We start from the raw sequence: 22,252 nt of genomic DNA on the forward strand, positions 1-22,252 counted from the left end.
TCAGTCCTCGCGCTTCTGGCCGTCCAGCAGGCGCGCGGCCCGGGCCTTGGCCTTGGCGGCGGCGCTGCGGTCGGCCTTGGTTCGTCCGCTGGCGGCGCGGTTGGTCACGGCTTCCGCCTTGGCCTCGGCCTTCGCCCGCGCCTTGCGAACCTGGTTCAGATTGATGATCTCGGCCATCCGGGCCTCCGATGCTCTGAGCGACAGTTGACCGACAGGCTGGGCGCAGACGGCCGCCGGATCAAGCCTGTACGGTCGTGGCCAGGTATCCGGACGGGGGCGGCTTACCGCGAATTCACCCCGGTGCCGCCGGTCGCCGTGCATAATCCGGATGTCGCATCCGCCCGCGACGTTGAGGAGACGACCGCCGTGATCCGCCTGATCCTGAACATCCTGTGGTTCATCATGGGCGGCTGGCTGTCCGGTTTCCTGTGGCTGGTCGGCGGCGCGATCCTGGCCCTGACCGTGGTCGGCCTGCCGTGGAGCTTCGCGGCCTGGCGCATCGCCAGCTATTCCTTCTGGCCCTTCGGCCGCGAGGTCGTCTGGGCCGGCGAGGTGACCGGCAAGGATGTCGGTTGCTTCGGCATCGGGCTCAACGTGATCTGGTTCGTCTTCGCCGGCTGGTACATCGCCCTGTCGCACATCCTCATCGCGGTGGCCGAGGCCATCACCATCATCGGCATCCCCTTCGCGCTGAAGGATCTGGAACTGGCCAAGCTGGCCATGTTGCCGGTCGGGGCGACGATCCGGGTGAAGCCCTGATCAGTCGTCGGCCAGCAGGATGTCGAGGTAGGTCTGCGGCCGATTGAGAAAGCCGCGCGTCACCTGGTAGTGGTCGGTGTCTTCCCAGCTGACCCGCTCGAGCCCGGTCGCCGAGGCCTGGTAGATCCAGGCGTCGGGATAGCCGAGCAGGATCGGCGAATGGGTGGCAATGATGAACTGGGACTGTCTGTTCACCAGCTCATGCATCCGGGCGAGGAAGGACAGCTGGCGTGAGGGCGACAGCGCCGCCTCGGGCTCATCCATGATGTAGAGGCCGTCGCCCTCGAACCGGTTGTCGAACAGGTTGAAGAAGCTTTCGCCATGGGACTGTTCGTGCAGACCGGTCTGACCCGCGCGGCTCGTCCCGGAGGCTTCCAGATAGGTCGCCGTATTGAAGAAACTTTCGGCCCTCAGGAAATAGCCGTCCGTCGCCTTGACCGGTGCGCGGACGGGCCGGACGAACCGGTGCAGCGGCGAGTGCGAGGCGTGGGTTGTGAACTGGTGGTCCTTCGACCCGCCCTCGGCATTGAAGCCCCAGGCGATGGCCAGGGCCTCGATCAGGGTCGACTTGCCCGACCCGTTCTCGCCGACAATGAAGGTCACGCGCGGGTGGAAGGCCAGGGTGTCGGTCGTGCGCACGACCGGCAGGTTGAACGGGTAGACGCCGTCGTCCCAGCCCTCGCGTCGTTCGAAACGCGCCTCGATCCAGTAGGGGCGGTTGAGGGCGGTCATGATCAGAACCCTGTGAACAGGCGATCAAGGGATCGGCGGATGCGGTCTTCATACCGGGCCAGTGAGCCGACAGCACGGGTGGGCGGTCGACGATCTATCGCACCGATCTCGGAGAGCAGGAGTACGAAAGGTTCTCCTTCGAACTCCACTCTGAGGCTCACTCTCGTCAGCACGGCTTGCATCGGCATATTCAACAAGGGCGCGACGAGTACGGTCGGGGTTTCGTCGTAGAACTGCGACTGGACAACGACCAGGTACGGCGCAATCGCTTGCGAGCGCACCGACGGATTGTCGATGACGTCGAACTGCCGGATCACCAGCGGCGCAGGTCTTCGCCGAAGACGCCATGGCGGTCTATCCGTTCGTTGTGGAGGCGGATTGCCTCTGCGTTCTCCTCGGCCCAGCGCTTGGCGCGGGCCTCGGCTCCGGCAGGATCGACCTTCTGAAGGTACAGGCGCAAGCTGCGCTCATCCACGCCGGTGACGTCGATGCCGAGCCGCGCGGCCTGTTCCAGCAGTGCCGGCTCTATCTCGATCTTCTTCAATTCGGGTTTGGCCATGGGGCGAGGTTACGCCGAAACCCGCGGCCTCGCTACCAACCCGAAGTAGGTACCCATCACCCCGGGGCCATCGGCCTCGCTACAGCGGCCGCCATTCCAGACCGCCGGGCAGGTCAAAATCGGCGTAGTCCACCTGCAGCACCCGCCGTCGCGTCGGCGTCATCGACCGTTCGGAGGTGTGCAGGATGGGCGTGCGATAGGCCCAGATGTCTCCGGTGTTTGCGTGACACACTCTTTGTGCCGCAGACGCCGCGATGCGGTCCGCCTGATCCGCCGGAACACGGCCGAGGCGATGGGTTCCGAGGGCTACCCGCAACGGCGCATTGGATTCGTCCACCGCGTCGAGATGAACCCTCAGCGTCACCATCCGAGCCAGAATTTCGAACGGCGGCGCGACGTGCGGAACGCCGTCCTTGGTCGACCATGGCCCGAAGCCTTCGACGTCAATCCGCGTCCTGACCGGAATGGTTCGGTCCTGATGCCAGGCCACGACCCAGTTGGCGTCCTCGGTCTTGTCGAACAGGACAGCGCGAACTGCCCGTGCGCGCGAAGACGTCAAGCCCGCCGCCACGCCGCCGACCGTACCTGACACAGCCAGCATATGGGTCAGTCGGGGCTCGCCATCGAGCCGCGCGCCTGGCCGGCTGCCGATCCGCTCGTCTGCCACGGCGCGCAGGCTGTCGATCTCATCCTTCGTCAGCTGCCGCTCGAACCGTAGCGCGCCGTCATGTTCAAAGGCCGCTGGATCCATCACCCCGGCGAGATCATCTTCCCGGGCTGCACCGCCTCGTCGAACTCGGCGTCGGTGAGGTAGCCGCCGCCGACCGCTTCCTCGCGCAGGGTCGTCCCGTTCTTGTGCGCGGTCTTGGCGATTTTGGCGCAGGCGTCGTAGCCCAGCTTGCCGTTCAGGGCGGTGACCAGCATCAGCGAATTGTCGAGGCCGCGCTTGATGTTGTCCTCGCGCGGCTCGATGCCGACGACGCAGTTGTCGGTGAACGACACTGCCGCGTCGGCCATCAGCCGCACCGACTGCAGGAAGTTGTAGGCCATCACCGGGTTGTAGACGTTCAGTTCGAAATGGCCCTGCGAGCCGGCGAAGGTGACGGCGGCGTTGTTGCCGAACACCTGCACACAGACCTGGGTCAGGGCTTCGGACTGGGTCGGATTGACCTTGCCCGGCATGATCGAGGAACCCGGCTCATTCTCGGGCAGGGCCAGCTCGCCCAGACCCGAACGCGGACCCGAGCCGAGGAAGCGGATGTCATTGGCGATCTTGAACAGCGAGGCGGCGACCGTGTTGATAGCCCCGTGGCTGAACACCATGGCGTCATGGGCGGCCAGGGCCTCGAACTTGTTGGGAGCCGTGGTGAAGGGCAGGCCGGTGATGGTGGCGATCTGCTCGGCCACCTTCTCGGCAAAGCCAACCGGCGCGTTCAGTCCGGTGCCGACGGCGGTGCCGCCCTGGGCCAGCTCCATCAGTTTCGGCAGGGTCTGTTCGATCCGCTCGATGCCGTTGGCGACCTGCTGGGCATAGCCGCCGAACTCCTGGCCCAGCGTCAGCGGGGTGGCGTCCTGGGTGTGGGTGCGGCCAATCTTGATGATGTGGGCCCAGGCCTTGGCCTTGGTGTCCAGCGCCGCGTGCAGATGCTTCAGCGCCGGGATCAGGTCGTTGACCACCTGTTCGGCGCAGGCGACGTGCATGGCCGTGGGGAAGGTGTCGTTGGACGACTGGCTCATATTGACGTGGTCGTTGGGATGGACCGGCTTTTTCGAGCCCATCTCGCCGCCCAGAATCTCGATGGCGCGGTTCGAGATCACCTCATTGGCGTTCATGTTCGACTGGGTGCCCGACCCGGTCTGCCAGACCACCAGCGGGAAATGATCGTTGAGCTGGCCCGAGATCACCTCGTCGGCGGCGGCGATGATGGTCTGGCCCAGTTTCGGATCCAGCTTGCCCAGCGCCATATTGGTTTCGGCTGCGGCGCGCTTGACGATGCCCAGCGCCCGCACGATCGGCAGCGGCTGCGTTTCCCAGCCGATCTTGAAATTGCCCAGACTGCGCTGCGCCTGCGCGCCCCAGTAGCGGTCGGCGGCGACCTCGGTGGGGCCGAAGGTGTCGGTCTCGGTACGGGTCTTGGTCATCTGAACGGGCTCTTCAGGCGTGGCTTGAGGGGTGGCGGCGGTGTAGCACGGAGGACCGGCAGGACAAGGTGAGGAAAGCGGCATGACGGCGGACTGGATCGGCACGGGCAAGGTCCGCGCCCGTGAGACCGGCGATGTGGTCGAGATCACCATCGACGGCCTGACCACCCAGGCTAAATACTACAAGCCGCTGGCCTATGAGTTCTTCCGCAAGGAGTGGAGCTCGCGCCCCAGCTACGGCGACTTCACCGTCGAGATCGTCATGGAGCACGTGGGCGACCCGCCGTGGATGGACCTCGACAACCTGGCCAAGGCCCTGCTGGACGCGATCAAGGGCTATCTGTTCCACGACGACAGCCAGGTGGCGCGACTGCTGGTCGAGCGGCGACAGGGTGAGCGCGAACGGATCACGATCCGGGTGTTTCCCCGGGTCGGCGCCGACGGCTGAACCGCAGTCTATTTCTTGCGGAACTGATCCAGCGACACGACCTTGGGGCCGTCATCGCCCGACGGCGGCGGCGGGGTCGGTTCGGGCTCGGCGGTCAATTCCTCGATCGTCTCCGGGGGCTCAAACTGCAGCATGAACTGCACCGCGGGATCGTAGAACCGGGTCACGGCCGAATAGGGCACGTTGAGCACCTTGGGCATGCCGCCGAATTTCAGCATCACGCTGAACCGGTCCGCATCGACGCTCAGGTCCCAGTACTGGTGCTGCAGGATGACCGTCATGTCGTCCGGGTATTTGGCCAGGATGTCAGGCGGCACGCTGACGCCGGGGGCCCGGGTCTTGAAGGTGATGTAGAAATGGTGGGCACCGGGGATGCCGCTGGGCCCCGCAGCGAGCTCGAGGGCAGCACGGATCACGCCACGTAGGGCGTCCTGCGCGAGCTGCTCATAGTGCATCTCGTCGACCGGGGGGGTCTCGTCGGCCATCGTCACCTCGGTTGTTCGCCGTGACTGATAGCCGTGCTGGCCAGTCGGCGGAAGGTGGTGATGAAAGGAAATGTCAGTCCAAGGGCTTCGGCCGGGGCCGAAAACCGGAAAAGTGCCGGGGGTTCTGTTGACGGGCCCCCCGGCGGCCCCGCCCCAGGAACTGATCCCTGAGGACTTAAGAGTTCGAAATCAACCGAACCGCATTACGCGGCGAGGCGGACTTCTCCAGCGAAGTTATCGTTCGCAGTTAGAAAATGGCCCGATACGGTAGGCCAGGACGGGCGAAAGAAACCTTTTTACACGTCCGTCGATGCTAGTCGGCCCCATGCTCGCTCCGCCGATAACGCGGGGAAGAAATGGTGGAGCCGCCGGGAATCGCACCCGGGTCCGGTCCGCTTATTACAAGCACGTTTATCGCCATATCCGGAGCAAGCCCCGGCACACCCAATATAGGCGCTTAGGGGCGGTATTCCAAGGGTCAGGTGAAGCCGGGGTGGCGCGCCCAGTCCGGCGTCTGGTTCCGGAACCAGGTCAGCTGGCGTTTGGCATAGTTGCGAGTCGCCTGCTGCACAGCGGCGACGGCGTCGTTCAGGCTGACTTCGCCGCGCAGATGGGCAGCGAAATCGCGCACACCGACGGCCTTCATCGCCGGCAGGGTCGGATCCAGGCGTCGGGCCACCAGCGCCCGCACCTCATCCAGCGCCCCCTGTTCGATCATGGCCGAGACCCGGGCATCACAGGCGGCATAGAGACGGTCACGCGGCGGTTCCATCACCACGGCCTGCCAGCTGTCCTCGGCCAGCAGGGGGCGGGTGTCGGCGCGCCAGACGCTGAGCGGTTGCCCGGTCACGGTCAGCACGGCGAGGGCGCGGATCAGCCGCTGGCGGTCACCGGGGGCAATGGCGGCCTCGGACTCGGGATCGGCCTCAACCAGACGCCGACGGACCGAACCCTCTCCGGCCGAGTCGTAGAGCGCGCCGATCTCGTCGCGCACGGAATCGGGGATGTCGGGAATGTCGGCCAGTCCCCGTGTCAGGGCGTTGAAATACAGACCGGTGCCGCCGACCAGCAGGGCAGGGCGGCCCTCGGCGGTCAGTTCGGCCAGCACCGGCATCACGGCCCGACTCCAGCGACCGACCGACCAGGCGTCGGCGGCGTCGGCAATTCCATAGAGGCGGTGTTCGGCGCGCGCCTCGTCCTCGGCCGTGGGTCGGGCCGACAGGATGCGCAGGTCGGCATACAGTTGCTGGCTGTCAGCATTGACGATCACCGCCCCGGTCTGCTCGGCCGTCTCCAGCGCCAGCCGGGACTTGCCCGAGGCGGTCGGGCCGGCGATCAGCTGGATCAGGGGCTGTGACAATGCAGTGGCTCGCGGTTTGTGTCCGGGGGCGATAGAACGCCCCGGCCCCCGCCTCAAGGTTTGTCGGAGTTTCCCCGTGGTTGACCGTGCCGCCGTTCTCGCCGCCCTCGAGGCGGTGATCGATCCGAAATCGGGTAAACCGCTGTTCGAGGCGGGTCTGGTGCAGGGTCTGGTGGTGGCCGAGGACCGGGCCGGATTCGTCATTGAGGTGCCGGCGGGCGAGACCGGCCAGTATGCGCCGGTTCGGGACGCAGCCGAGGCGGCTCTGGCGGCGCTGCCCGGGATGGCGCGTGTGTCCGTCGTCCTGACCGCCGAGGCCGTTCAGGCCCCCGCCCGGCGCACGGCGGGCCTGTCGCCCCAGGCCATGGACCAGTCGCGGGCCAAGGCCCCGGTGGCGACCGAACGCCCGGCCCATGTGCGGCGGGTCATCGGCGTGGCCAGTGGCAAGGGTGGGGTCGGCAAGTCGACCGTGGCGGTCAATCTGGCCTGTGCGCTGGCGGCGCGGGGCCTGCGCATCGGTCTGCTGGACGCCGACGTCTATGGCCCGTCCCTGCCGACCATGCTCGGCGTCTCGGGCAAGCCGGACTATGTCGACGGGGCCCTGATCCCTCACGAGGCGTTCGAGCTGAAGGTGATGTCGGTGGGCCTGCTGACGAAGGCCGAGGACGCGATGATCTGGCGCGGGCCGATGGCCTCGCAGGCCCTGACCCAGATGCTGACCCAGACGCGCTGGGGCACCGAGGCCGAACCGACGGACATTCTGGTCGTCGACCTGCCGCCCGGCACCGGCGACGTGCATCTGACGCTGGTGCAGAAGACCCTGCTGGACGGCATGGTCATCGTCTCGACCCCGCAGGAGGTGGCCCTGGCCGACGCTCGCCGGGCCCACACCATGTTCGAGAAGGTCGGGGCCAAAACCCTGGGTCTGATCGAGAACATGAGTGGCTTTCCCGATCCGGTCACCGGCGATCTCATTCCGATCTTCGGTCACGGCGGAGCGCGGGACGAGGCCGAACGCCTCGGTGTGGCCTTCCTCGGCGACCTGCCGCTCAGTCAGGCCCTGCGCGAGGGCGGCGACGCGGGTCGGCCGCTGGTCGCGGTCGAGCGGGACGGGGATATGGCGCGCCGTTTCGGCGTGGTGGCCGCCGCCGTCGTTGAGAAACTCGACCTCTGAGGGTTTCCAAACGCAACTCTAATCGCCACCTTGTCGGTTCCAGTATGCGATGAGGAATCCCGATGAGCGTCGACGCCCTGTTCCAGCCCTTCCAGGTCAAGTCCCTGAAGATGCCCAACCGCATCGTCATGGCCCCGATGACGCGGTCCTTCTCGCCCGGTGGCATCCCGACCAGTGATGTCGCCGCCTACTATCGCCGTCGGGCCGAGGGGGACGTCGGCCTGATCATCACCGAGGGCACCGTCATCGACCGCCCCGCCGCCCGCAATGACGCCGCCGTGCCGGTCTTTCACGGCGAGGCCCTGCCGGAATGGAAGACGGTGGTCGAGGAAGTTCACGCCGCCGGCGGCCTGATCGCGCCCCAGCTGTGGCACGTCGGTTCGGCCCGCGGTCGCGGCGACGACTGGTCCCCGCTCGGCAAGGTCGACAGCCCCTCGGGCATGACCACGCCGGGCAAGCGGGGCCTCGCGCCGATGTCGGACGAGGACATCGCCGACACCATCGCCGCCTTCGGTCGCTCCGCCCGCGCCACGCGCGAGCTGGGATTCGACGCGGTCGAAATTCATGCCGCCCACGGCTATCTGATCGACCAGTTCTTCTGGTCCGGCCTCAACGACCGCGACGACCGCTGGGGCGGGGCCACGATCCGCGACCGTGCCCGTTTCGGGGCCGAGGTGGTCAAGGCCGTGCGCGAGGGCGTCGGCCCGGACATGGCCCTGATCATGCGCCTGTCGCAGTGGAAGCTGCAGGACTACGCCGTCCGGAACGCCCTGACGCCGGATGAACTGGCGGAATGGCTGGCCCCGCTGGCCGAGGCCGGGGTCGATGTCTTCCATTGCTCGCAACGCCGCTTCTGGGAGCCGGAATTCGACGGCTCGGACCTCAACTTCGCCGGCTGGACCAAGAAGCTGACCGGCCTGCCGACCATCACCGTCGGCTCGGTCGGTCTGGACGGCGAGTTCATCGCCGCCTTCGGCGGGGCCGGCTCCAAGCCCGCCTCACTGGACGGTCTGGTCAAGCGTCTGGAGGCCGGGGAGTTCGATCTGGTCGCCGTCGGCCGCGCCCTGCTGGCCGATCCGCATTGGGTCGAGAAGATTCGCGACGGACGTCATGACGAGCTGAAGGATTTCGAACGCTCGGCGATGGCGACGTTGAGCTGAGGAATTAGGGAGTAGGGCTTAGGAATTAGGGCGAGCGCTCCCCTAAGACCTAAGCCCTAATTCCTACGACCTAATCAGCCTCAACCACCACCGCCGTGCCATAGGCCAGCACCTCGGTGATGCCGTCCATGATCTCGTTGGCGTCGTAACGCATGGCCAGGATGGCGTTGGCCCCTTGCTCCTGAGCGTGTTCGATCAGATGCTCCAGCGCCTCCTGCCGGGCCGTCTCGGCCAGGTTGACGTAGATCGACAGCTTGCCGCCGAACACGGCCTGGATCTGTCCGCCCAGATTGCCGACCACGCTGCGCGACCGCACGGTGATGCCGCGCACCAGCCCGACCTGTCGCACGATGCGATAGCCGGACAGCTCATTGGTGGTGACCACGATCATTGAGGGCCTCCTGATGCTTAGCGTCGTTTCAGGACGCGGAAGGTGAAGGCGTGGTCGTCCTTCTCGCCGGGCTCGTGGCGTTCGCTGGCGACCTCCTCGAAGGCGGATTCATCGAAGGGCGGGAACAGGGCGTCGCCCTCGGGCTCGGCCTCGACCTCGGTGATGTACAGGGTCTTGGCCCGGCCCAGGGTGGCCGCGAACAGGGCGGTGCCACCGATCACGCAGATCTCGTCGACCTCATCCTCGGCCCCGTGCTCGCGGGCGATGTCCAGCGCCTCGTCCAGGGTGGTGCAGACCAGCGCCCCGCGCGACTTGCCGTCGGCCTCATAGCCCTCGTCGCGGGTCAGGACGATATTCAGCCGGCCGGGCAGGGGCCGCAGCGGCAGGCTCTCCCACGTATTGCGGCCCATGATGCAGGGCTTGCCCACGGTGATGGCCTTGAACCGCTGCAGGTCCGAACGCAGCTTCCACGGCAAATCCCCGTCGCGGCCGATCACCCCGTTGCGGGCGCGGGCGACAACGAGGGCGAGGGAGGGAATGGGCATGGGCGCTTCTATCCGGCGGGCAGGGCGACGACAATGTCGGACGGAGACGTCCCCGGCCTTACAAGGCGGCGAAGTAACTCGATAATCCGGGCGCGAAGCCTCGCCCGCTCGTTCGCCGAGAGCTGACCTTCCGGATCGGCCACCCCCAGAAAGGCTCCGTCGGCGGCCTGGCCATAGGCGAACATGGTCAGCAGCCTGTCTACCGATGACGCGTCATCCCAATCGACGTCGTCAGGCCCGAGACGGATGATGACCATGTTGGGTGTGCCGTCGTCCTCGGTCAGCTGGAAGAATTCGCGGAACCTGGCGCGGGTGATCCGGTTCTGGCCGGGAGCCCAGGCACCGATGACATAGCCCTTACCTTCGAACCAGCGCTCGCCCCCGGGCGGAAGGCTTTGGGCAAAATCGGTGCAGTCGACGGGTTGGGTCAGATCGCAGATGTTGCGCCTCTCAAGGTCGGGCGCGAGGACCGGCTCCCAGGCGGCCGTCAGGGCGGCGAAACTGGTTTCATCCAGGTTTCCGGGAACGAGGTTGGCGAGGCCCGTCCGCGCTGCGAGTTCGGCAAACGGGGCGCGGTGAGCACGCCAGACGCGGTAGACGGCCTGGCTGGTCGCGGTGGTGACGGCGAACTCCAGCTCAGCGATGTCGGTTTCGGCTCCGTCCCGCCCGACGCAGATGCGGGCGAGCGCGAACCAGCCGTCAGGCGCGACTCGCTCGTGCATCGCCGAGATACGGCAATCACCGGAGGCGTCCCGGGATTCGAAGTCCCGCAGCTTATCGACCGTGTCGAGCCTGCTCGCGGCTTGCGGCAGGGCGCTGTAGCCGAGAACGTCGATGTAGGCCGCGCCGGTCTGCCCCGGAGGTGTGAACTCGCCGAGTTCGAAGGTTCCACCCCGCCAGACGCTCGACACCCACCCCTCGGGCGGTGTGATGGTGATGATCTCCGTGCGCAGGGTTTGAGCGGCCGAGGGGGATGCGACGATCGCCAGTCCGAAAGCGACGACCAGTCTGGTCAGGCGATGCGTGACCCTCATGCGGTTTTTTCCAGCCAGTGCAGCCACTTCCGCTGCATCGCGGTTTCGAGATCGATGCCCGCACGATCGCAGTATAGCAGCAACATCCCCAGCACGTCCGCTGCCTCGTCGCCCAGCTTGTCCTTGTCCGGTGTGCCGCGCGCCCGGCCGGTCAGGCGCAGATGCTCGGCCGTCAGCTCACCCAGCTCCTCCTGCAGCTTCAGCAGGGCCCAGTCGCGGTCGCGGTCGATATTGTGCTCGGCGGCATAGATGTCGGAGATGCGCAGGACGGATGCGGTTAGATCAGAGAGGTTCATGGGACGGTCCTACAGGCTGGACGGCGGCCCTGTCTCCTCCTTGCCGCGTAGCGGTGGGGAGGGGGACCACGAAGTGGTGGAGGGGAGACGCTCAGGCGTGGACCCTAACCCCTCCGTCACGGCGCGAAGCTGCGCCGCGCCACCTCCCCATTCGCGACGCGAACAGGGAGGAGACCGGCCATCAAACCGCGACCGCGGCCTTGATGTGGGGCCAGGGCGCATAGTCGCTGAGTACGAAGTCGGCGGGCGTATAGGCGAACAGGTCGTCGTGCGGGGTGATGGTCATGACCGGCAGGGGCAGGGGCTGGCGCGTCAGCTGCAGCTCGGCCTGTTCGACGTGGTTCAGATACAGGTGGGCGTCGCCGAACGTGTGCACGAACTCGCCCGGCTCCAGACCACACACCTGCGCCACCATCAGGGTCAGCAGGGCGTAGGAGGCGATGTTGAACGGCACGCCCAGAAACACGTCGGCGCTGCGCTGATACAGCTGGCAGCTCAGCTTGCCGTCGGCGACGAAGAACTGGAACAGGCAGTGGCAGGGCGGCAGCGCCATGTCGTCGATATCGCCCGGGTTCCAAGCGCTGACGATGTGGCGGCGGCTGTTGGGATTGGTCTTCAGCCCTTCGACCAGTCGGGTGATCTGGTCGATGGTCTCGCCGTTCGGCGTGGCCCATGAGCGCCACTGCTTGCCGTAGACCGGGCCAAGGTCACCGCTGTCGTCGGCCCATTCGTTCCAGATCGAGCAGCCGTTCTCCTGCAGCCAGGCGATATTGGTGTCACCACGCAGGAACCACAGCAGTTCAACCAGAATGGACCGCAGGTGCAGCTTCTTGGTGGTCAGCAGCGGAAAGCCCCTGGCCAGGTCGAAGCGGATCTGGCGACCGAACACGCCCAGGGTCCCGGTGCCGGTCCGGTCATCGCGCCGCACGCCGTTGTCGAGGATGTCGCGCAGCAGGTTCAGATACTGGAACTCGGGGTGGTCCGCTGACGCGGCCGGAACGGCCCCGGTGCGGGTCTGAAGGTCAGCGATCTGGGCCAGGGCGTTCATGCCCCGAAGGATGCCGCTGATTCGTGCGCGTGATCAGCCGTCTGATTCGCTTGCCCACAGAAAGGTGACCGGTTTCCGGGATGGTTTGGGGCGATTCTGGCCTTCAGCCCCCGAAACCGCCGCTGTCGAGGAAGGTCTGTTCCTCCGACGTGGTCTCACGGCCCAGGGCGGCGTTGCGATGCGGGAAGCGGCCGAAGCGCACGATGATGTCGCGGTGGATGCGGCCCCATTTCTCGGAATCGGCATTTCCGGCGACCAGTTCCAGATAGCGGTCCTGATCCTCCAGCCGTTCGGAATGTTCGAACGGCAGCAGCAGGAAATTGCGCAGGGTCGGGTCGACCGCATCGTGATGGCCGCGCGTTACAGCCTCGCGCGCCAGGCTGAGGGCCAGCGGGTCGGTGGCGAAGGCATGGCCGGTGCCGCGAAACACATTGCGCGGGAACTGGTCCAGCAGGATCAGCAGGGCCAGGGCCCCGTCCGCCGTCTCCATCCAGGCGTCCAGCTCGCGTCGTGCGGCGGTGAAATGGGCGTCTTCAAAGCGACGGCGGAACTCGGCATCAAAGGCGTCGTCCTTGGCGAACCACTTGCCGGGGCCGGCATCTTTCCAGAAGGTGATGACCTCGTCGGGTGTGATCTTGGCACTCATGACCGAAGGATGATCGAATGTCGTCAGACTTTCCATCAGATATCGCCGGGCCGGCTCCGACGGACGCACCGCTGGAGGCCGAGATTCGGGTCGCTGGCCAGCGCGTCGAGGCCCGGACGGTCGCCTTCAGCCAGTTCAATTTCGGCCGACAGTCCGATCCCCCCCTGAAGACATACCCGTTCGTTCTGCTCGCCGAAGAGGCCCCGTTCCTGCTCCGCTTCCGGCCCCGCTTCGAGCAGGTCATGGCCGAACTGCGTGAGGACGACGCGGGCGTTGGCTTCGAGCCCCTTTACGAGGGCGCGACCGGCCATCCGTCGCTTGATGAGATGTTCGTCCTGCCGCACGACAAGCGAAAGCGGGTCCTGGCGGCCTTCTTCGCCTTCGATATCCTCGACATGTACGTCAACGTCGCCGGCGGCGACCTGCAGTGGGTCGGCATGAGCCTGGACGACATCACCATGACCGATGGCGAGCTTCGTATCGAGGGAACGGTGCGCCGCCCGGTTGGATGGGCACCGGAGTAGAACCGTGGGCCGGGTCTGCCCCGCTGCAACCGGGCGTTTGGCCGGTCCGATCCGGGGGGAAACCGGATATTTGGTCGGAGTGAGAGGATTCGAACCTCCGACCCCTGCCTCCCGAAGGCAGTGCTCTACCAGACTGAGCCACACTCCGACTTAAGGACGCGGCTTATAACGGTGGGGCCAGACCGCCGCAAGCGGGGATATTCGCTCCTGCAAAATTGTCTGAAAAGCGGGTGTTGCATCGCCCGCGACGTTCGCGTATCCCGACCGCCTCCTGACGCACTGTCGTCAGGGATGCCGGACCTGCTGGGGAATGGTGTAATGGTAACACAGCGGTTTTTGGTACCGTCGTTCAAGGTTCGAGTCCTTGTTCCCCAGCCATCCGTCCGCCGCTGCCGGCGGTGTCGCGGGACCGTCGTGAGCGGCGATTTCGCCCGACCCGGACAAATCTGACATTTTCACCTCCGGCCCTGACGGAAGTCCGATCCCCGCACGGTCAATACGCGTGAACCATTTCCGGTGACGCGCGTTCAAAGTGTCCGCTATCCGACACATGATCGTGCCGGGGCGCTGTACGAGTTGGGATCGGTTTGTCCGCAAAGCCTGACCTTCGGGTCATGATCGTCGAAGACCAGGCCTTGCTGGCCATGGAACTTGAGCTGGTCCTGGCCGACTCAGGCTGCGCGGTCGTGGGCTGCGCCATGGACCGCGCCGGTGCCCTGGCCCTTGCCGAGCGCGAGCGCCCGGACCTGGCGCTGGTCGACATCAATCTGCTGGACGGCATGACCGGGCCGCTGGTGGCGCAGGCCCTCGTCAAACAATTCGGCGCGGCGGTGGTCTTTCTGACGGCCAATCCCGAACAGATCCCCGAAGGCTTCTCCGGAGCGCTTGGCGTGATGTCCAAGCCGATCGACGAACGAACGGTCAACGACGTCGTCGGCTTTGCCCGCGAGTTCATCGTCAACCACACCGTCGGCGCGACTCCACGCCGGTTCCGGATCGCCCCGTGGATGACGCGGTTGGATCCCAACGTCAGGCTCCACTGAGCCGGGGACGGTCGATCAGACCACCGCCCAGCCCTTGTCGATGGCCCAGACCGCGAAGGCGTAGTCGTGGGCGACCTCTTTCAGATAGTCGAACCGCCCTGACGATCCGGCGTGGCCCGCCTCCATGTTGATCTTCAGCAGGATCGGCTTGCCCGAGGTCGTGGCGGGTCGCAGCTTGGCGACCCATTTCTCCGGTTCCCAATAGGTCACGCGCGGGTCCGACAGGCCGCCGGTGGCCAGCACGGCCGGATAGGCTTTGGCCTCGACGTTGTCGTAGGGGCTGTAGCTCATCATGTAATCGTAGGCCTCGGGGTCCTCGATGGGGTTGCCCCACTCGGGCCATTCCGGCGGGGTCAGCGGCAGGCTGGTGTCGCTCATCGTGTTGATCACGTCGACGAACGGCACCTGACCGATCACCCCGGCCCACAGGTCGGGCCGCATGTTGTTGACCGCCCCCATCAGCAGTCCCCCGGCCGAGCCACCCTGGGCGACGATATGACCGACCTTACCGTGGCCGCTGCCGATCAGATGTTCGGCCGCCGCAACGAAGTCGGTGAAGGTGTTCTTCTTGGTGAAACGGCGCGCGTCGAGGAACCAGCCCCAGCCCTTGTCCGAGCCCCCACGGATGTGGGCGATGGCATAGATCCAGCCCCGGTCGACCAGCGATAGCCGGTTGGTCGAGAAACTGGCCGACATCGGAATGCCATAGGAGCCATAGCCGTACAGCAGCAGCGGCGCCGATCCGTCGACCGGCGTCGACTTGCGCCGCACGATGGTCACCGGCACCAGCGCGCCGTCAGCGGCGGGGGCGTTCAGTCGCTCGACGACATAGTCGGCCGGGTCGTGGCCGGACGGCACCTCCTGAACCTTGCGCAGGGTCCGTTCGCGTGTCGCCAGATCGTAGTCATAGGTCGAGTTCGGCGTCGACGGTGAGCTGTAGCCGTAGCGCATGACCGTGGTGTCGAACTCCGACGCCCCGCGCAACGACAGCGCATAGGCGGGCTCGTCGACGGCGATCTGGTGTTCGGTGCCTGAGCGTTCGCGGATGACGATGGTGGTGTTGGCGTCGGCGCGCTCCTGGCGGCCGATGAAATCCTTCACCAGGGCGACGCCCTCGATGTAGCGGCCCGGCGCATGGGCGACCAGATCGGTCCAGTGGGCCTTGCCGGGCGTTGCGGTCGGGGCCTCGACGATCTTGAAGTCGATGCTGTCGTCGGCATTGGTGCGGATCACCCAGCGGTCGCCCCAGTGGTCGGCATCGTACAAGCGGGCGGTGTGGCGCGGTTCCAGAACGGCCGGCGTGGCGGTCGGGGTCGCGGCCGGAATGACCCGGGCCTCCGAGGTCTCCTGATTGGCGATCGAGATCAGCACGAAGGCGTCGTCGGAGGTGCGGCCGACGCTGATGAACATGCCCTCGTCGGCCTCTTCATAGACCAGGCTGGTCTCGCCGCCGCGCACCGGGCGGCGGAAGATCTTGTCCGGACGGCCGTTGTCGTTGCGATTGGTCCAGAAAATCCACTGGCTGTCCGGCGAGAAGGTGAAGTCGCCGGTGGCCGAACCGATCGGATCGGGCAGCAGGTCGCCGGTCGCCAGATCCTTGATATAGATCTGGTGTACCTCCGAGCCCTGGGCGTCCTCGGCATAGGCGAACAGGGCGTGGTCGGGGCTGTGGTCGGCAGCTGAGACCTGCGAATAGGCCTTGCCTTGGGCCAGGGCGTTGGAATCGAGCAGCGACTGGGCCGTACCGGAACCGTCGCGGGGTGTGCGCATGAACCGCGGGTGCTGATCCCCGGTCTTGAACTCGGTGTAGTACGCCCACGGACCATCCGGCGACGGCACCGAACTGTCATCCTCCTTGATACGCCCCTTCATCTCCTCGAACATCGTCGCCTGCAGCGGCACGGTCGAGGCCATCATCGCCTCGCGATAGGCGTTCTCGGCGGTCAGGTGCTCCTTGACCTCGGCCTTGATCAGGGTGGGATCGCGCAGCACCGCTTGCCAGTTGTCGTCCTTCATCCACTGATAGTCATCGGTCCGGACCCGGCCCAGCTGTTCGATGGTCACGGGAATCTTCTTCGCGACGGGGGCTTGGGGACGGGTCATCGAGGCTCCGGAAGGCTGGCGGGCGAGGGCAGGGCCGGCGACGGCGGTCGCGGCGGCGGTGGCGATCAGTTCACGGCGGTTCATCGAGCCTGGCTCCTGTCGGTGTGGCCGGACCTTGTGCGCGCGCGGTGTGCGCCGTCAAATGAAGTTCCGCCCCTGTGCCCCGGAGTTTCCATGATCGCGATCCAGATCCCGCCCGTGCCCGTGCCGGTTTCAGCGCCGTCGTGGGACCTGACCCGGGGGCTGATCGACGCCACGGTGCAACTGGACCAGCCGGACGGAAACGGTCGGCGCACGGTCGGGACCGGCTTTCTGGTCGAGGCTCCGCGGCCGGACGGTACGCCGCGCACCGTGCTGGTCACCGCCGCCCATGTGCTGGAGCGGATGCCGACGACCGAGGCACGGATCGGCTGGCGCATCGCCCTGCCGGACGGGGCGTGGCGGTTCACGCCGGAACCGCTGCGTATCCGCGAGGTCGACCGGACGCCGGTCTGGACCCGCCATCCGGACCACGACATCGCGGTGATGGCGATCGTCGCCCCGGAAACCTTCGCCCGGGCGGCCATCCCGCTGGGCTGGCTGGCCGAGGCCACCGAGTTTGACCGGTGGCAGGTCGGGCCGGGCGACGAACTGCTGTCGCTGGGGTTTCCGCGTGGCCTGTCGGCCAACCGGGCCGGGTTCCCGATCCTGAGGGTCGGACGGATCGCCTCGTGGCCGCTGACCCCGATCAGTGCCTTCCCGACCTTCCTGCTCGACTTCCCGGTCCATGCCGGGGACTCGGGCGGGCCGGTATTCTGGACGCCGAGCGCGCGGCGGCTGCCGGGCACGCCGATGCCGGACCATCCGTTCATCGCCGGGGTGCTGGTTCAGGCGGTTGAGGTCGACGGCGAAGGGCTGGGCATCGGTGTGGTCGCCCACGCTCAATATGTGCGCGAGGCCATCGCCCTGATGGACGCCGCGCCGGAGCCGTGACGGCGGGGTTCAGCCGGCCAGAACCTCGGCCGTCATCCGTTCCAGCAGGGCCCCGCCCTGACCGACGGCGGCGAGGCGGCTCGACGCATGGCCCAGCACATTGGCGGCATAGACCTCGTACAGCGTAATCTTGCCGTTGAGCCAGACCGCGTCGCCGTCACCGGCGTCGAGCCGGGCCTTAGCGGCCAGCGCCCCCTTGGCCAGTAGCCAGCCGCCGACAACATCGCCCAGCAGCTTCAGATAGGCATCGGCGGCGGCCAGTACGTCGGCCTCGCCGTCCTCGGCGGCCTTGCGGTCGAGAATCCAGTAGGTCGCGTCCTGAACGGCCTCAACGGCATTGGCGAACCGTTCCAGCGGCTTGCCGTCATAGAGGCGCGGCAGCTCCAGCAGGGTCAGCTTCATCTCCTGGATCAGGGCCCGGGCCGAATCCCCGCCGTCCTGGGCCAGTTTGCGACCGACCAGGTCCATGGCCTGAATGCCGTTTGTGCCTTCGTAGATCGGGGCGATACGGGCGTCGCGATAGTACTGGGCCGCACCGGTTTCTTCGATGAAGCCCATGCCGCCGTGAATCTGCACACCCAGCGAGGCCACCTCGCAGCCGACATCGGTCGACCAGGCCTTGGCGATCGGCGTGAACAGGTCCTCACGACCCTTCCAGGCCTGACGGTCTTCCGCGCTCGCGGCGTGCTTCGCCAGATCGGCGGCGACGCCGGTCGACAGGCAGATGGCGCGGGCGGCGGCGATCTTGGCCTTCATCACCGAAAGGGTGCGTCGCACGTCGGGGTGGTCGAGGATCGGCGCGTTCTTCTCGCCCGTCCAGATCGACCGACCCTGCCGCCGCTCGGCTGCATAGGCGAGGGCGTGCTGATAGGCGCGTTCGGCGATGCCGACCCCTTCCATGCCGACGGCGAGACGGGCCGCGTTCATCATGACGAACATATGCGACAGGCCCTGATTGGGCTGCCCCACCAGTTCGGCGGTCGCGCCCTCATAGCTCATCACACAGGTCGGTGAGGCGTGGATGCCCAGCTTGTGCTCGAGGCCGACGGGCCTGAACGCGTTGCGCGCGCCCAGCGAGCCATCGGCATTGACCGCATATTTCGAGGCGAGGAACAGGCTGATGCCCTTGGGGCCCGCGGGGGCGTCGGGCAGACGGGCCAGCACCATGTGGACGATGTTGTCGGTGGCGTCGTGGTCGCCCCAGGTGATGAAGATCTTCTGGCCGCTCAGGGCATAGGTGCCGTCGCCGTTCGGCACGGCTGTGGCGGTCAGGGCCCCGAGGTCGGACCCGGCCTGGGGCTCGGTCAGGACCATGGCCCCGGTCCATTCGCCGGACACCAGTTTGGTCAGATAGGTCGACTTCTGATGGTCCGTGCCGTGCGCCTCCAGCGCTTCGATCGTGGCCAGCGACAGCATCGGGCACAGGCCGAAGGCCATGTTGGCCGAATGCACGGTCTCATAGGCCGCCAGTTCCAGCGCCTTGGGCAGGTGCTGGCCACCGGCCCCGGTCGAGGCCGACAGGCTGGTCCAGCCCCCGGCGGCGAACTGGCGGTAGGCGTCGGCGAAGCCGGGGGCGGCGGTGACATTGCCGTCGGTGATGGTCGAGCCCTGCTGGTCGCCGGTGCGGTTCAGCGGGGCCAGCACGCCTTCGGAAAACTGCCCCGCCGCTTCCAGCACCGCGCCCATCAGTTCGCTGTCGTAATCGGGGAAGGCCCCGCTGGCGGCGACCTGTTCGATGCCGGCGATAGCCTCGAGGGTGAAGGCAAGATCACGGACGGGCGCACGGTAGGTCATCGGAGGGTCCTGACGAGGTCTTCAGTGTATCTGTGAGTGTCTGCCGGTGTAGACAGGGTGGTGCAAGGGTCCTTGGAAAACCCCGGCATGTCCGGCAATCTCGCATCCTGCCGCCACGGAATGGAAGACACATGGCTGAGCCCCGCCACCGTTATTCGACCGTGTCCCTGACCCTGCACTGGGGACTGGCCCTGCTGGTTGTGCTCCAGATCGTTCTGATCACGATCTATGAAGGCTACGATGCGTCCGACGATCCGATGGCCGGGACCTATATCGGTCTGCACAAGTCTGTCGGTCTGACCATTCTGGTGCTGACGCTCGCGCGTCTGTTGTGGCGGATATTCAATCCGGCCATTCCCCTGCCGGACGCGACGCCGCGCTGGCAGAAAATCATCGCCCGGAGCAGCCATGTGCTGTTCTATATCCTGCTGATCGGCCTGCCGCTGGGAGGCTGGGCCGCATCTTCGGCGGCCGGGCGCGCCATCGAATGGTTCGGCCTGTTCACCTGGCCAGGTCTGCCGGTTCCGCTGGACCGCGATCTGGCCAAAACCTTCATCACGGCGCACGGGACGGGGGTTAAGGTCCTGTACGTGTTGATCGGTCTTCACGTGCTGGGTGCGCTGAAGCATCATTTTGTGAACCGCGATAACGTCCTGCACCGGATGCTGCCGTTCATTCGCCGTCGACCGTGAGGCGGCGCGCCGTCCTGCTGGCGGGTCTGCTGGCCCTGATGACGACGGGTCTGGCCTCGCCGCCCGGATGGACCGTCGTGCGTCAGAGCTCGACCATCGATATGCAGGTCCGCGCCTTCGGCGGGGATCATTCCGGCCGGTTCGAAACCTGGGACGGCGACATCCGCTTCGACCCGGCGGCACCGGCCCGGACCCGGGCGACCGTGGTGGTACAGGCCGCCTCGCTGCAGATGCGCCCGGCCGTCGCCACCCGGCGAGCCACGGGCCCGGCCTTTCTCGACGCCGCCCGCTATCCGCAAATCCGGTTCGAACTGCGGTCGCTGGCCCCCCTCGCTGACGGCACCTTTACGGCGCTGGCCGACGTCTCGATCCGGGGGCGCACCCGGCCGGTGCGCTTTCCCGTAGTCCTGAACGTCGACGGCGACCTCGCCCGCATGGTCGGTGGCTTCAGCCTGGACCGGACCGATTTCGGCATCGGCACATCGGGTCCGCTGAACCGGTTTGTCGGTCGCCAGGTTCAGATCCGGGTGGCCTTGCAGATCCGCCGTGAGGCCTGACGTGACGGATCGGGAGGCCGCGGAGGCTCTGAAGGCCGGCAAGCTGGTGATCCTGCCGACCGAAACGGTCTATGGGCTGGCTGCCGACGCGGCCAACCCCGAGGCCGTGGCCGCCATTTTTGAGGCCAAGGGCAGGCCGCGTTTCAACCCGTTGATCGCCCATGTCGCCGACGCGGTGGCGGCCGAGCGGATCGGTGTGTTCGACGACCGGGCCCGGGCCATGGCTGCGGCCTTCTGGCCCGGACCCCTGACCCTGGTGGTCCCGGTGCGTGACCGCGACCGGGTCTGCGACCTGGCCCGTGCCGGGCTCGACAGCGTGGCGATCCGGGTGCCCGGTCACAGGCGGGCCCGTGCGGTAATCGCGGCCTTCGGCGGCCCGGTCGTGGCCCCCTCGGCCAACCGTTCGGGACGACCCAGCCCGACCACCTTCGCTGATGCGGTCGAGGAAACCGGCTTTGCCGCCGCCGCCGCCATCGACGGCGGCGACTGCGCCGTCGGGGTCGAGAGCACCGTGGTCTCGGTGCTGGACGGGCGGGTGACCCTGTTGCGACCGGGGGCCGTGACCCGGGCCGAGATCGAGGCCCTGGTCGGGCCGCTCGATACGGACGGGCAGGGGCATCGCTCGCCCGGACGGCTGGCCCTGCACTATGCCCCGGACGCCCCGGTGCGGATCGATGCCGACTCGGCGGGGGAGGGTGAAATCCTGCTCGGCTTCGGCCCCGGCGTCGGTGACCTGCGCTGGAGCCTCAGCCCCGCCGGCGACCTGCGCGAGGCGGCGGCCAATCTGTTCCGGCGACTGCGTGAGGCGGATCGGGAGCATCCCGTCGGGATCGCCGTGGCCCCGGTCCCCGATCAGGGGCTGGGCGAGGCAATCAATGACCGGCTCAAGCGGGCGGCAGGATTCGTGGGGTAGAGTTCGCTGCCTGGGTGAGTTCTCGACACTTGCAAAATATACCCATATTGGTATATGAACTTCGTATGGCCCTTACGCCACCGCCTCGGGACAGACCGGTCCATTGGGTCGGCTCTTGCAAGTCTGATCTTCTGGCCTTGCCGCCAGAGGTGGTGAGCGACATCGGTTACGCGCTGGGCCTCGCTTCGCTCGGCGGAAAACACCCCGACGCCAAGCCCTGGAAAGGCGAGGGGCCGGGCGTGTTCGAGATCGTGGAACGCTTCGAGGGCGACGCCTACCGAGGCGTCTACACCGTGCGTTTCGAAGGCGTGGTTTATGTCCTCCACGTCTTTCAGAAGAAGTCGCCATCGGGCGTACGCACGGCGCGGACGGATGTGGGTCTGGTGCATGACGCCTCAAACGCGCCCGCGAGCACTATGAGAGCAACTACGGGACGCCCAAGGGCAAGGCAGGCAAGCATGGCAAATGACATCACTGAGGGCGGCGGCAACGTCTTCGCCGACCTGGGTCTTTCCGACCCCGCCGACCGTCAGACCAAGACGCGGCTAGCGATGGCCGTCAACGCCCTGATCAAGGAACGTCGGCTCAAACAGACCGATGCGGCCGTGGTGCTGGGCGTCCCTCAGTCCAAGGTGTCGGCGCTCGCCAACTACCGGCTGGACCTGTTCTCCGTCGAGAAGCTGATGAGCTTCCTCAACGCCCTTGAGCATGACGTGGAGATTGTTATCCGTCCCAGCCGCGAAGCCGTTGGGCACACCTCGGTCCACGCGCTGACGTGAGGTCTGGCTTGGGCGAAGTTGCCACCGCCTTCTGCGGCTGAAGGTGGCGGATCGCGAGAAGCCGGCGCGGATCGCGGTGTCGCCCATACCGGCGAC

Annotated in this window: 27 protein-coding genes, 2 tRNA genes and 1 other RNA gene; 12 read left to right on the forward strand and 18 right to left on the reverse strand. The window is 66.7% G+C overall.

Annotated features, from left to right (window positions below):
• Window positions 1-177, reverse strand: a complete 177-nt coding sequence (locus AAC067_RS01295; RefSeq protein WP_339928774.1) for a DUF4169 family protein — start codon at window positions 175-177, stop codon at window positions 1-3.
• Window positions 178-366: 189 nt separating this feature from the next.
• Between AAC067_RS01295 and AAC067_RS01300 the strand changes: the two genes are divergently transcribed.
• On the forward strand, window positions 367-759 hold the full coding sequence (locus AAC067_RS01300; protein WP_339929748.1) for a YccF domain-containing protein: 393 nt from the start codon (window positions 367-369) through the stop codon (window positions 757-759).
• Here the strand turns inward: AAC067_RS01300 and AAC067_RS01305 are convergent, their stop codons facing one another.
• The 5 genes from AAC067_RS01305 to fumC form a co-directional block, all read right to left on the reverse strand.
• A complete protein-coding gene (locus AAC067_RS01305; protein WP_339928776.1) occupies window positions 760-1,491 on the reverse strand; it encodes an AAA family ATPase in 732 nt (243 codons plus the stop codon).
• A 2-nt stretch (window positions 1,492-1,493) separates the two neighbouring features.
• Complete coding sequence (locus AAC067_RS01310) at window positions 1,494-1,808, reverse strand: CcdB family protein (protein WP_339928778.1); 315 nt, start codon at window positions 1,806-1,808, stop codon at window positions 1,494-1,496.
• Window positions 1,805-2,050 (reverse strand): type II toxin-antitoxin system CcdA family antitoxin, encoded by a 246-nt coding sequence (locus AAC067_RS01315; protein WP_339928780.1) that lies wholly within the window; start codon window positions 2,048-2,050, stop codon window positions 1,805-1,807. The genes AAC067_RS01310 and AAC067_RS01315 overlap by 4 nt, the downstream gene beginning before the upstream one ends.
• Window positions 2,051-2,129: 79 nt before the next feature.
• Window positions 2,130-2,801: a phytanoyl-CoA dioxygenase family protein gene (locus tag AAC067_RS01320; protein ID WP_339929750.1), complete on the reverse strand. Its 672-nt coding sequence runs from the start codon at window positions 2,799-2,801 to the stop codon at window positions 2,130-2,132.
• Window positions 2,801-4,192, reverse strand: coding sequence for a class II fumarate hydratase (gene fumC, locus AAC067_RS01325; protein ID WP_339928782.1), 1,392 nt, complete (start codon window positions 4,190-4,192; stop codon window positions 2,801-2,803). The genes AAC067_RS01320 and fumC overlap by 1 nt, the downstream gene beginning before the upstream one ends.
• A gap of 82 nt (window positions 4,193-4,274) precedes the next feature.
• Between fumC and AAC067_RS01330 the strand changes: the two genes are divergently transcribed.
• The gene (locus AAC067_RS01330; RefSeq protein WP_339928784.1) at window positions 4,275-4,640 is read left to right on the forward strand and encodes a RusA family crossover junction endodeoxyribonuclease; all 366 of its coding nucleotides are present in this window, start codon (window positions 4,275-4,277) and stop codon (window positions 4,638-4,640) included.
• Between the two features lie 8 nt (window positions 4,641-4,648).
• Here the strand turns inward: AAC067_RS01330 and AAC067_RS01335 are convergent, their stop codons facing one another.
• The 3 genes from AAC067_RS01335 to miaA form a co-directional block, all read right to left on the reverse strand.
• Window positions 4,649-5,125: a ClpXP protease specificity-enhancing factor SspB gene (locus tag AAC067_RS01335; RefSeq protein WP_339928786.1), complete on the reverse strand. Its 477-nt coding sequence runs from the start codon at window positions 5,123-5,125 to the stop codon at window positions 4,649-4,651.
• A 111-nt stretch (window positions 5,126-5,236) separates the two neighbouring features.
• Window positions 5,237-5,604, reverse strand: a transfer-messenger RNA (tmRNA) gene (ssrA, locus tag AAC067_RS01340).
• Window positions 5,604-6,485: a tRNA (adenosine(37)-N6)-dimethylallyltransferase MiaA gene (gene miaA / locus AAC067_RS01345; RefSeq protein WP_339928788.1), complete on the reverse strand. Its 882-nt coding sequence runs from the start codon at window positions 6,483-6,485 to the stop codon at window positions 5,604-5,606. The genes ssrA and miaA overlap by 1 nt, the downstream gene beginning before the upstream one ends.
• Window positions 6,486-6,561: 76 nt before the next feature.
• Here miaA and AAC067_RS01350 point away from each other — a divergent pair, with 76 nt between their 5' ends.
• Together AAC067_RS01350 and AAC067_RS01355 are read left to right on the forward strand one after the other, a co-directional pair.
• Window positions 6,562-7,659 (forward strand): Mrp/NBP35 family ATP-binding protein, encoded by a 1,098-nt coding sequence (locus tag AAC067_RS01350; protein WP_339928790.1) that lies wholly within the window; start codon window positions 6,562-6,564, stop codon window positions 7,657-7,659.
• Between the two features lie 62 nt (window positions 7,660-7,721).
• Entirely contained in the window at window positions 7,722-8,819 is a 1,098-nt protein-coding gene (locus AAC067_RS01355) for an NADH:flavin oxidoreductase (protein ID WP_339928792.1), read from the forward strand.
• A gap of 70 nt (window positions 8,820-8,889) precedes the next feature.
• Here the strand turns inward: AAC067_RS01355 and AAC067_RS01360 are convergent, their stop codons facing one another.
• From AAC067_RS01360 to AAC067_RS01385, 6 genes are all read right to left on the reverse strand, one after another.
• Window positions 8,890-9,210 carry a YbjQ family protein gene (locus AAC067_RS01360; RefSeq protein WP_339928794.1) on the reverse strand — a complete coding sequence of 107 codons (321 nt, stop codon included), beginning with the start codon at window positions 9,208-9,210 and terminating at the stop codon, window positions 8,890-8,892.
• A gap of 17 nt (window positions 9,211-9,227) precedes the next feature.
• Window positions 9,228-9,755: a dihydrofolate reductase gene (locus AAC067_RS01365; protein WP_339928796.1), complete on the reverse strand. Its 528-nt coding sequence runs from the start codon at window positions 9,753-9,755 to the stop codon at window positions 9,228-9,230.
• A gap of 8 nt (window positions 9,756-9,763) precedes the next feature.
• A complete protein-coding gene (locus AAC067_RS01370) occupies window positions 9,764-10,789 on the reverse strand; it encodes a hypothetical protein (protein WP_339928798.1) in 1,026 nt (341 codons plus the stop codon).
• Entirely contained in the window at window positions 10,786-11,085 is a 300-nt protein-coding gene (locus AAC067_RS01375) for a phosphoribosyl-ATP pyrophosphohydrolase (RefSeq protein WP_339928800.1), read from the reverse strand. Before AAC067_RS01375 ends, AAC067_RS01370 begins: the two co-directional genes overlap by 4 nt.
• Before the next feature lie 181 nt (window positions 11,086-11,266).
• Entirely contained in the window at window positions 11,267-12,133 is an 867-nt protein-coding gene (locus AAC067_RS01380) for a thymidylate synthase (protein WP_339928802.1), read from the reverse strand.
• A 103-nt stretch (window positions 12,134-12,236) separates the two neighbouring features.
• On the reverse strand, window positions 12,237-12,779 hold the full coding sequence (locus tag AAC067_RS01385) for a DUF924 family protein (RefSeq protein ID WP_339928804.1): 543 nt from the start codon (window positions 12,777-12,779) through the stop codon (window positions 12,237-12,239).
• Window positions 12,780-12,796: 17 nt separating this feature from the next.
• On the opposite strand from AAC067_RS01385, the gene AAC067_RS01390 reads away from it, so the two are divergent.
• On the forward strand, window positions 12,797-13,303 hold the full coding sequence (locus AAC067_RS01390; protein ID WP_339928806.1) for a hypothetical protein: 507 nt from the start codon (window positions 12,797-12,799) through the stop codon (window positions 13,301-13,303).
• Between the two features lie 71 nt (window positions 13,304-13,374).
• Here the strand turns inward: AAC067_RS01390 and AAC067_RS01395 are convergent.
• A tRNA-Pro gene (locus AAC067_RS01395) sits at window positions 13,375-13,451 on the reverse strand.
• A gap of 156 nt (window positions 13,452-13,607) precedes the next feature.
• Between AAC067_RS01395 and AAC067_RS01400 the strand changes: the two genes are divergently transcribed.
• Window positions 13,608-13,681 (forward strand) — tRNA-Gln (locus AAC067_RS01400).
• A gap of 236 nt (window positions 13,682-13,917) precedes the next feature.
• Window positions 13,918-14,346 carry a response regulator gene (locus AAC067_RS01405; RefSeq protein WP_339928808.1) on the forward strand — a complete coding sequence of 143 codons (429 nt, stop codon included), beginning with the start codon at window positions 13,918-13,920 and terminating at the stop codon, window positions 14,344-14,346.
• Window positions 14,347-14,361: 15 nt separating this feature from the next.
• Here AAC067_RS01405 and AAC067_RS01410 read toward each other — a convergent pair whose 3' ends face one another.
• Window positions 14,362-16,533 carry a S9 family peptidase gene (locus AAC067_RS01410; RefSeq protein WP_339928810.1) on the reverse strand — a complete coding sequence of 724 codons (2,172 nt, stop codon included), beginning with the start codon at window positions 16,531-16,533 and terminating at the stop codon, window positions 14,362-14,364.
• A 90-nt stretch (window positions 16,534-16,623) separates the two neighbouring features.
• Here AAC067_RS01410 and AAC067_RS01415 point away from each other — a divergent pair, with 90 nt between their 5' ends.
• Complete coding sequence (locus tag AAC067_RS01415) at window positions 16,624-17,421, forward strand: serine protease (RefSeq protein WP_339928812.1); 798 nt, start codon at window positions 16,624-16,626, stop codon at window positions 17,419-17,421.
• Window positions 17,422-17,430: 9 nt separating this feature from the next.
• Here the strand turns inward: AAC067_RS01415 and AAC067_RS01420 are convergent, their stop codons facing one another.
• Window positions 17,431-19,215 carry an acyl-CoA dehydrogenase gene (locus AAC067_RS01420; RefSeq protein WP_339928814.1) on the reverse strand — a complete coding sequence of 595 codons (1,785 nt, stop codon included), beginning with the start codon at window positions 19,213-19,215 and terminating at the stop codon, window positions 17,431-17,433.
• A 131-nt stretch (window positions 19,216-19,346) separates the two neighbouring features.
• Here AAC067_RS01420 and AAC067_RS01425 point away from each other — a divergent pair, with 131 nt between their 5' ends.
• From AAC067_RS01425 to AAC067_RS01440, 4 genes are all read left to right on the forward strand, one after another.
• Entirely contained in the window at window positions 19,347-19,907 is a 561-nt protein-coding gene (locus AAC067_RS01425; RefSeq protein WP_339928816.1) for a cytochrome b, read from the forward strand.
• Window positions 19,904-20,464, forward strand: coding sequence for a YceI family protein (locus AAC067_RS01430; RefSeq protein WP_339928818.1), 561 nt, complete (start codon window positions 19,904-19,906; stop codon window positions 20,462-20,464). The genes AAC067_RS01425 and AAC067_RS01430 overlap by 4 nt, the downstream gene beginning before the upstream one ends.
• Before the next feature lies 1 nt (window position 20,465).
• On the forward strand, window positions 20,466-21,377 hold the full coding sequence (locus AAC067_RS01435; protein ID WP_339928820.1) for an L-threonylcarbamoyladenylate synthase: 912 nt from the start codon (window positions 20,466-20,468) through the stop codon (window positions 21,375-21,377).
• Window positions 21,378-21,442: 65 nt separating this feature from the next.
• Window positions 21,443-22,156, forward strand: coding sequence for an XRE family transcriptional regulator (locus AAC067_RS01440; protein ID WP_339928822.1), 714 nt, complete (start codon window positions 21,443-21,445; stop codon window positions 22,154-22,156).
• Window positions 22,157-22,252 lie beyond the last annotated feature (96 nt).

This window comes from uncultured Brevundimonas sp. (assembly GCF_963977465.1).
In the GTDB taxonomy this organism is placed as follows: Bacteria; Pseudomonadota; Alphaproteobacteria; order Caulobacterales; family Caulobacteraceae; genus Brevundimonas.